Consider the following 9,541-nt stretch of genomic DNA (forward strand, 5'->3'; position numbering starts at 1 on the left):
CCCTAGCAGGGGTCGTCGTCGGCGCAGCCGTCCTCCTTCTTTTGACGTCATCCCCGGCCTGTTCCACGGCCACCGTGTTTCCCGTGCTCCGGAAAAGGGGATCGGTTAGCGTCGCCAAGGTGTCCGACACCGTGAAGACCACCGTCTCACCGGACATACCGGCATCCCCGGGCGTACCGGCGCCGACCGCCTCCGGGCTCGCGCCGGGGTGCGCGGTGCCACTGGGCGTGACCTGGGACGGGTCCGGGGTGAACATCGCTGTCGTCGCCCCCGGGGCCGAGGCGGTCGACTTCTGCCTGTTCGATGCCGACGGCCGCGAGACACGCCATCGACTTCCGGAGCGTGACGGCGGGGCGTGGCATGGCTATCTGGCCGGCGTCCGCCCCGGTCAGCGTTACGGCCTGCGGGCACACGGTCCCTACAACCCGGAGCGGGGCCAGCGGTACAACCCGGCGAAGCTGCTGGTCGACCCCTACGCCCGATTGGTAGCCGGGACGCTGCGCACGGACCCGGCGATCTACGGGTTCGGTGGCGGCGACCCCTACGGCTTCGAACCGGACCCGCGGGACTCCGCACCGTTCGTGCCCCGCTGCGTCGTGACCGGGCCCGGGCGGGCGCAGCGGGGCCCCGCCGGGACCAGGGACTCCGGATTCGGGGACCTCGGGATCGGGGACCCCGGATCCGGGAGTGGCGGTTCGACGGGTCACGGCGTACATCCGGGCGTACATCCGGCGGACAACCGGCCCACCATCCCCTGGTCGGACACGATCATCTACGAGGCGCACGTACGCGGGCTCACGAAACGTCACCCGGGCCTGCCGCCACGGTTACGCGGGACGTACGCCGGGCTCGGCCACCCGAGCGTCCTGGCGCACCTGCGCCGGCTCGGCGTCACCGCGATCGAACTGCTGCCGGTGCACGCCTCGGTCTCCGAACCGGCCCTGCTCGAGCGCGGAAAAATCAACTACTGGGCCTACAACACCCTGGCCTTCTTCGCCCCTCATGCCGGGTACGCGGCCACCGACGACCCGATCGGCGAATTCCAGGCGATGGTCGTCGCCCTGCACGCCGCCGGCATCGAGGTGATCCTCGACGTCGTCTACAACCACAGCGCCGAGGGCAGCGAGCGGGGCCCGACGCTGTCCCTGCGCGGCCTGGACAACACGACCTATTACCGGGTAGAGCCGATGGATCCCCGGCGCTACCGTGACGTGACCGGCTGCGGCAACACCCTCAACACGTCCTCACCGCACGTCGTGCGGCTGATCTGCGACTCGCTGCGGTACTGGGTGACGGAGATGGGCGTCGACGGGTTCCGGTTCGATCTCGCCACCGCGCTCGCCCGCAATCCCGACGCCTTCGACCCCGCGGCAAGCCTGCTGACCGCCATCCACGCCGACCCGATCCTCGCCACGGTGAAGCTGATCGCCGAGCCGTGGGACGTCGGCTGGGGCGGGTACCAGGTGGGGGGGTTCCCGGCCCCCTGGGCGGAGTGGAACGGGCGGTTCCGCGACACCGTGCGCGACGTGTGGAACAGGCACACCAGCGGCGTCGCCGATCTGGGCTATCGGGTGTCCGGCTCGTCGGACCTGTTCGAGCACGGCGGCCGACGCCCCTGGGCATCGATCAACTTCGTCACCGCCCACGACGGCTTTCCCCTGGCCGACCTGGTCTCCTACAACGAGAAGCACAACGAGGCCAACGGCGAGGGCAACCGGGACGGCGAGGCGGACAACCGCTCGGCGAACTACGGGGTGGAGGGCGCGACCGACGACCCGGTGATCCTGACCATCCGCCGCCGGGTGCGCCGGGGACTGATCACGACGCTGCTGCTGTCCACGGGCGTCCCGATGCTGCTCGCCGGCGACGAGTTCGGTCGCTCGCAGGGCGGCAACAACAACGCCTACTGCCAGGACAACGCGGTGTCCTGGCTCGACTGGCCGACCGACCTCGCCGGATCGGTGGACGTCGCGGAGCCGGACCACGCCTACCCCGACCCGGCCGGCCCCGACCCGGCGCTGTGCCGGCTGGTGGGCGGGTTGGCGGCACTGCGCTCCGCCGAGCCCGTGCTGCGCCGGGGGCGGTTCTTCCACGGCGGCCAGTCGGCACCCGGGCGACTCGCGGACATCACCTGGTTCCGTGCGGACGGGGCGGTGATGTCGGTGGCGGACTGGAACGCCCCGCGGGTCGCGACGCTCGTGGCCCATGTCGCCGGCAGCCCCGTCGCTGAGGATCCTGCCGGCGGGCGGGGGACGCACGATCGACCGGCCCACGGCACTGGCCTGGTGTACGTGTTCCATCCGGATCGCGGCGACACCGTCGTCACCCTGCCCGGTGCCCCCTGGGCGGCCCGCCACGACCTGCTGCTCAATACCGCCGACGACGATCTCGCCGGATTCCCGGCGACCGTCGCGGTACCGGGAACCAGCTATGCCGGCGGCGAGTCCCTGACCGTGCTGGGCCACAGCGTGCTCGTCCTACGAGCCCATCCCCCCGGCACGGCGGCTTCGCCGCGGTGCGGGGACCCCTAGGGGTTGGTAACCAGGCCCAGTTCGGTGATGCTCGCGGTGAGTGCGTGCCGGGGCAGCACCCGCACCGTGTAACCGAAGGGTCCGGTGCGCCCGAGCGGGATGGTGCCCTCGTAGCGGTGACCGCCCTCCCCTTCGCCAACCGGCTGCAGGAACAGCGTCGAAGGATCCAGGATCCGGTCGGTCTGGTCGATCCGGCCGTAGGAGGCGAGGACGTCGACGTCTTCGAGGGCCAGCTCACCGAGGTCGATCGTGGCCCGCACCACCAGCGACTGGCCCACCTGAGGGGTGTCACCGAGACCAGCGGAGTCGACGTTGAGCACGCGGACCCCGGGCCACGCGGCCTGCACCCGGCTCTTCCAGGCGGCCAGGTCCCGGGCCCCGGCGAAGCCGCCGGCGGCGGCGGCCCGGGCCGAGACACCGGCCGGCACGTAGTATCGCTCGACATACTCCTGGACCATGCGGCTGGCCAGGACCTGGGGACCGAGAGCCGACAGGGTGTGCTTGACCATCGCGGCCCAGCGCCGCGGGATGCCGTCGCCGGGCTCCGAGTCGTAGAAGCGGGGGGCGACGGTGTTCTCCAACAGGTCGTACAAGGCGACGGACTCGATGTCATCGCGCCGGTCGGGGTCCTCGACCCCGTCCGCGGTCGGGATCGCCCAGCCGTTCTGGCCGTCGAACATCTCGTCCCACCAGCCGTCCCGGATGGACAGGTTCAGGCAGCCGTTCAGCGCGGCCTTCATCCCCGACGTGCCGCACGCCTCCAGCGGACGCAGCGGGTTGTTCAGCCAGACGTCCGATCCGGAGTACAGGAAGCGCGCCATCCCGATGTCGTAGTCGGGGAGGAAGACGATGCGCGACCGCACGGCCGGGTCGTCGGAGAACTGGACGATCTGCTGGACGAGCTGCTTGCCACCATCGTCGGCAGGGTGCGCCTTGCCGGCGATGACCATCTGGATCGGCCGCTGCGGGTGCAGCAGCAGCCGGCGCAGCCGGTCACGGTCCCGCAGCATGAGGGTCAGCCTCTTGTAGGACGGCACGCGCCGGGCGAAACCGATCGTGAGGATGTCCGGATCGAAAACCGACTCCACCCACTCCAGCTCACCGGGTGCCGCGCCGCGCTCGAGCCAGGAGGCCCGCAGCCGGCGGCGGACCTCGGTGACGAGGCGTTCCCGCAACTGCCGCCGGGCGGCCCACACGACCTCGTCGGGCAACGCGGAGATCTTCTCGAATCCGGCCGCGTCGTCGGAAAGCAGGCCCGGGCCGGGCTCGCGGTCAGCAAGCTCGATGATGGGCCGGGACACCCAGGTCGGGGCGTGCACCCCGTTGGTCACCGAGCCGATCGGGACCTCGGCGGTGTCGAAACCGGGCCACAGCCCCGCGAACATCTCCCGGCTGACGATGCCGTGCAGCTTGCTGACGCCGTTCGAACGCTGCGCGAGCCGCAGACCCATGTGGGCCATGTTGAAGACGTTGGGGTCGGCTTCCACCCCGAGCTGCAGGATCCGCTCGACCAGCACACCGGGCCAGCCGTTGTCCCCGCCGAAATGGCGGGCGACCAGGCTGCGAGGGAACCGGTCGATGCCGGCGGGGACGGGGGTGTGGGTGGTGAACAGCGTGCCGGCGCGGGCGGCTTGGAGCGCCTCGTCGAAGCTGAGCCCGTTCTCGACGAGCTCCCGGATCCGCTCCAGGCCGAGGAAGCCCGCGTGCCCCTCGTTGGTGTGGTACACCTCGGGCTCCGGAGTCCCGGTCACCGCGGCGTAGGCGCGCAGCGCACGGACACCCCCGATGCCCAGCAGCATCTCCTGGAGCAGCCGGTGGTCGGTCCCGCCGCCGTAGAGCCGGTCGGTCACCCCCCGCTCGGCCGGCTGGTTGTCCTCGACGTCCGAGTCGAGCAGCAGCAGCGGGACCCGTCCGACCTGCGCCTTCCAGATCTGCGCGTGCAGCGTGCGACCCTCGGGCAGACCGACGGCCACCTTCACCGGCATCCCCGCCGGATCGGTCAGCTGGGCCAGGGGGAGCCCGTGCGGGTCGATGCCCGGGTACCGCTCCTGCTGCCAGCCGTCCCGGGACAGCGACTGCACGAAGTACCCGGCCCGGTAGAGCAGGCCGACGCCGATGATCGGCACGCCGAGGTCGCTCGCGGTCTTGAGATGGTCGCCGGCGAGGATGCCGAGGCCGCCGGAGTACTGCGGCAGCACCTCGGTGATACCGAACTCCGGGGAGAAGTAGGCGATCGCCGACGGGGCGCCTTCGGCCTTCCGCTGCTGATACCACAGATCGGCTGTCAGGTACTCCTGGAGGTCGTCCGCGACGTCGGTGAGCCGGCGCACGAACCGGCGGTCGGCGGCCAGCGCGAGCAGCCGGTTATGATCCACCTCGCCGAGCAGGCGGACCGGGTCTCCCTTCGTCGCCCGCCAGAGCTCCGGATCAACAGACTCGAACAGGTCCAGCGTCTCGGGATGCCAGGACCAGCGAAGATTCAGGACTAGTTCCCCTAGTGGAGCAAGCTGCCCGGGGAGCTGCGCACGGACGGTGAACCGTCGGAGGGCTCTCACGAAGACGTGAGCCTAGACAGTGCCGGCGACGTCGACACACCCGGGTGCGGCCAGCTGGTCCCGGCCGGGAAACAACTGTCATGTCGACCCGATGACAGCCAGAATTGTCCGGAACCGGGGACCGGAACCGCTCTTACTCGCTGTCTCGGGCGGTGCCCACCTTGGCCGCGAGCGCGGCCATCACCGCGGGGTCGCGCAAGGTCGTGACGTCGCCGAGTTCCCGGCCTTCGGCAATGTCACGCAGCAACCGGCGCATGATCTTACCGGACCGGGTCTTCGGCAGGTCGTCGGCCCAGATGATCCGCCGCGGCCGGGCGAGCTTGCCGATCCGCCTGGCCACGTGCTCGCGCAGCTCGGCCTCGTCGCCCGAGCGGTCACCGGCGAGCGTCACGAACGCGACGATCGCCTGGCCGGTCTGCTCGTCGTACTCTGCGACCACCGCCGCCTCGGCGACGGCCTCATGGGCGACGATCGCCGACTCCACCTCCGCGGTGGACAGCCGGTGCCCGGACACGTTGATGACGTCGTCGATCCGCCCGATGATCCAGAAGTAGCCGTCAGCGTCGAGGCGCGCGGCGTCGCCGACGACGTAGGTCGACGGGCCGAAGCGGGAGAAGTACGTCTTGACGAACCGCTCGTCGTCCTTGTAAAGGGTGCGCAGCATGGATGGCCATGGCTTGGTGATCACCAGGATTCCGGTGCCCTCGGTGACCGGCTCGCCGTCCTCCGAGAGCAGCGCCGGGCTGATACCGGGCAGCGGCAGGGTCGCCGAACCCGGCTTGGTCGACGTCACGCCGGCCAGCGGCGAGATGAGCACGGAGCCGGTCTCGGTCTGCCACCACGTATCGACGATCGGGCAGCGACCACCGCCGATGACCACGTGGTACCACAACCATGCCTTCGGGTTGATCGGTTCCCCGACCGTGCCGAGTACCCGCAGCGAGGACAGGTCGTGCCGACCGGGATACCGCGCGCCCCACTTGATGCACGTACGGATCGCCGTCGGCGCCGTGTAGAACACGGTGACCTTGTACTCCTCGATGAGCCGCCACCAGATGTCGTAGTCGGGGTAGTCCGGCGCCCCCTCGTACATCACGCTGGTCACGCCGTTCGACAGCGGGCCGTAGACGATGTAGGAGTGCCCGGTGATCCAGCCGACGTCCGCGGAACACCAGTAGACGTCGGTGCCCGGGTCGATGTCGAAGACCGCCCGGTGAGTGTAGGTGGCACCGAGCAGGTAACCCGCGGTCGTGTGCAGGATCCCCTTCGGCTTCGCGGTCGATCCGGAGCTGTAGAGGATGAACAGGGGATGCTCCGCGGACAGCGGTTCCGGCGGGCAGTCGGGCGCCGCCGCGGCCAGCAGTTCGTGGTACCAGACGTCCCGGCCCGCGGTCATCGGCGCCCCGGTACCGCCCGGCCCGGGCACGACCACAACGTGCTCCAGTGCCGGGAGGTCACCGAGCTCCGCGTCGACGGCGGCCTTCACCGGCGCCGTCCGCCCTTTGCGCCGCGCGCCGTCCACGGTGATCAGCACCTTGGCGTCGGAGACCTCCATCCGCTCCCGGACCGCGGACGGCGCGAAACCACCGAAGACCACGTTGTGGACCGCGCCGATCCGGGCGCAGGCCAGCATCGCGACGGCCACCTCGGGAATCATCGGCAGGAAGATCCCGACCACGTCGCCGGCGCGCACGCCGAGCGAACGCAGCCCGTTCGCCAGCCGCTGGGTGTCGGCGAGCAGGTCCGCATAGGTGACGGTGCGCCGCTCTCCCTCCTCCCCGTGCCAGTGGAAGGCCACCCGCTCGCCGCGCCCGGCCGCCACGTGCCGGTCCAGGCAGTTCTCCGACAGGTTCAGCGTCCCGTCCGCGAACCAGGTGTAGAAGGGCGGGTTCGAGTCGTCGAGTACCTGCGTGAACGGCGTGTGCCAGGTCAGCAGCTCCTCGGCCTTGCGAGCCCAGAACGCGTTCGGGTCCGCCTCGGCGGCGGCCCGGTCGGCGTCCATCGGCCGGCGCCGGGTGAAGGCCGCCGACGGGTCGAAACGCTCCACTGACAGCAGGCTCTCCAGGGTCGCCTCGAGATCGGCGACGTTCTCGAGACCGGTCGGGACGCTGACACCTGTGTCGGCCACGGCTCCTCCTGGGTCGGCTCGGGACGAACAGCACGGTCATACTCTGCCCCTCGGTCTACCACGAAGGCCCGTCAACTCTCAGGAGTTGCGCGGCAGGTTCCGGCGGTCGGCAGGTTCCGGGAGTGGGAGGGGACCGACTGGTGGCCGACAGTTGGTAATGTCCGCTACTTCCAGTTAGGGGCTAGTGCGCCGGCTGGAACCAAGTGATCCCCGAACCCGATCGGGAGATGATTGATGAAGATCAGCTCGTGTCGGCCTATCGTGACGACCGACACCTACAGCGACACCGAAACCATCCTCAAAGCCGGCGCCGTCGACGATCTCGGCGGGCGGGGGCGGGGTGGGGAACGCCGGGGTGCCGGACGCCTCGCCGGTCGTCGAGGGGCCTGAAGCGGGAGGAATGCGGATGAGTGTGGTGCGGCTCGAGGTTGACGGCGGGATCGGCACCATCCGGTTAGACCGGCCGCCGATGAACGCGCTGGATTCCACGGTCGCCGCGGAGCTGCGGACCGCCGCGGTCGAGGCGACCCGGCGGTCGGACGTCCGCGCGGTGGTGCTCTATGGCGGGGAGAAGGTGTTCGCCGCCGGGGCCGACATCCGGCAGATGGCGCCGATGGGTTACGCCGAGGTATCCGCCTGGGTGGGCGATCTGAACTCCACCTTCGAGGTCGTGGCCCGGATCCCGAAGCCCGTGGTCGCCGCGGTGACGGGCTATGCCCTGGGCGGCGGGTTGGAGCTTGCCCTGTGCGCGGACGTGCGGGTCCTGGCCGAGGACGCCCGGGTCGGCCAGCCCGAGATCCTGCTCGGAGTGATCCCCGGTGCGGGGGGCACCCAGCGGCTGCCGCGCCTGATCGGCCCGTCCCGCGCCAAGGACCTCATCTTCAGCGGCCGGCAGGTCCGGGCGGCCGAGGCCGCGGAGATCGGCCTGGCCGACGCCGTCGTTCCCGCGGGTGAGGTGTACGTGCAGGCGAAGCGGATCGCGGGCCGGTACACGAACGGCCCGGCGATGGCGCTCGCGGCGGCGAAGCACGCGGTCGACGACGGCGCGGAGATCGCGCTGGCCGAGGCGCTGCGCCTGGAGGCGGCGCTGTTCGCCGGGCTGTTCGCCACCGAGGACCGGCGGATCGGAATGGAGTCCTTCCTCGAGAGCGGGCCCGGCAAGGCCGACTTCATCGGCCGCTGACCGGAACCCCGTGCGGTGCCTGTGGTAGAGGTCCCCGGATGGCGCCGAAGGCGCCATCCGGGGGCTACCGCATGGCCAGGTCGGCGATGACCGGCCGGTGGTCGCTGCCGAAGTCGCCGCCGACCTCGAAACCCGTCACCGCAAACGCGGGTGAGGCCAGCACGTGGTCGATGCGCAGCACGGGCGGCAGGATCAGGCTCTTGGAGTTCCAGGTCGGTTGCCACCCGCCGCCGACGACGTCGTGCGCGTCGCGTACCCCCGAGCTCACCAGCCGGCGGAACGGCCGGTGGTCCCGGGTGGCATTGAAGTCGGCGGCCATGACGACCGGCAGCGTGGCGTGCTCGAGTTGCGCGCGCAGCGTGTCGAGCTGGGTCCGCCACTGGTCGGTGTAGGCGCTGGTCGTCGGTGAGATCGTGTGCACCGCGTACACGACGAAGCGTCGACGCTCATCCACCTCCACGGTGGCCCGCAACGACATCGATCCGCCGACGACCGGGGCCGCGGCGTCGTGCAGCGGGAAGCGGGAGAACACGGCGGCGCCGAACGCACCCGGCTCCGGGTACACCTCGCGGTACCGGTAGCTCGCCAGCGCCCCGGACGAGGTGACCCGCGCTAGGGTGAGCGGGGAGAGCTCCACGAGGACGAGCACGTCCGGGTTCGCGGCGCGGATCTGCGTGCCCAGTCGGTCGGCGCGGTCGTTGTAGTAAAGCAGGTTTGCCGACATCACCCGCAGGCGCGCGGCACCCTGCGGGGCCTCCTCGGCGCCGCCGGGGAGAACCTCGGGCAGGGTCCAGAACAGATGGATGGCGATCAGGGCCATGGAGATGATCATCAGCAGGTTGCGGCGGAGTGCGAAGGCCACCGCCACGGTGGCGTAGGCCGGGAGGTAGAGCAGTTCGGTCCCGGCGTTGATCGCGGAGTAGGGCCAGCCCACCGCATCGTCGAGATGGGCCAACCGGCCGAGGGCGACCCCCCGAGCCTGGCCGCTGTGACCCACGCGACGATCACGACCAGGGGGCGGACCGGGAAGGCCGGGCGCGGCCGGGGCTCCGGGGCGGCGACCGGGATGTTCTTGTGCCGGGAGATGGGGTCGATGTCCGGCACGGCGGAACCGGACTCCTGCGCGGAACTCACTGCACTAGGG

5 protein-coding genes are annotated in these 9,541 nt (G+C 70.8%); 2 read left to right on the forward strand and 3 right to left on the reverse strand.

Annotation, left to right across the window (positions count from 1 at the left end; all coding sequences use genetic code 11):
• Window positions 1-119: 119 nt before the first annotated feature.
• On the forward strand, window positions 120-2,531 hold the full coding sequence (gene glgX / locus AC08OQ_RS13750; protein WP_476605403.1) for a glycogen debranching protein GlgX: 2,412 nt from the start codon (window positions 120-122) through the stop codon (window positions 2,529-2,531).
• Here the strand turns inward: glgX and glgP are convergent.
• The gene (gene glgP / locus AC08OQ_RS13755; protein ID WP_476602053.1) at window positions 2,528-5,086 is read right to left on the reverse strand and encodes an alpha-glucan family phosphorylase; all 2,559 of its coding nucleotides are present in this window, start codon (window positions 5,084-5,086) and stop codon (window positions 2,528-2,530) included. The two genes, glgX and glgP, sit on opposite strands and share 4 nt — an antisense overlap.
• Window positions 5,087-5,219: 133 nt before the next feature.
• Window positions 5,220-7,214 (reverse strand): acetate--CoA ligase, encoded by a 1,995-nt coding sequence (gene acs / locus AC08OQ_RS13760; protein WP_476605402.1) that lies wholly within the window; start codon window positions 7,212-7,214, stop codon window positions 5,220-5,222.
• Between the two features lie 406 nt (window positions 7,215-7,620).
• Between acs and AC08OQ_RS13765 the strand changes: the two genes are divergently transcribed.
• The gene (locus AC08OQ_RS13765) at window positions 7,621-8,397 is read left to right on the forward strand and encodes an enoyl-CoA hydratase/isomerase family protein (RefSeq protein ID WP_476591825.1); all 777 of its coding nucleotides are present in this window, start codon (window positions 7,621-7,623) and stop codon (window positions 8,395-8,397) included.
• A gap of 64 nt (window positions 8,398-8,461) precedes the next feature.
• On the opposite strand, the gene AC08OQ_RS13770 is transcribed toward AC08OQ_RS13765, so the two are convergent.
• A complete protein-coding gene (locus AC08OQ_RS13770) occupies window positions 8,462-9,394 on the reverse strand; it encodes an endonuclease/exonuclease/phosphatase family protein (protein ID WP_476602310.1) in 933 nt (310 codons plus the stop codon).
• Window positions 9,395-9,541: the final 147 nt, after the last annotated feature.

This window comes from Frankia sp. CcCS3, from assembly GCF_977927575.1.

What these genes read in the sequence shown, in the direction of transcription:
- AC08OQ_RS13765 (WP_476591825.1), top strand. Translation starts at nt 7,621, where the DNA reads ATGAGTGTGGTGCGGCTCGAGGTTGACGGCGGGATCGGCACCATCCGG.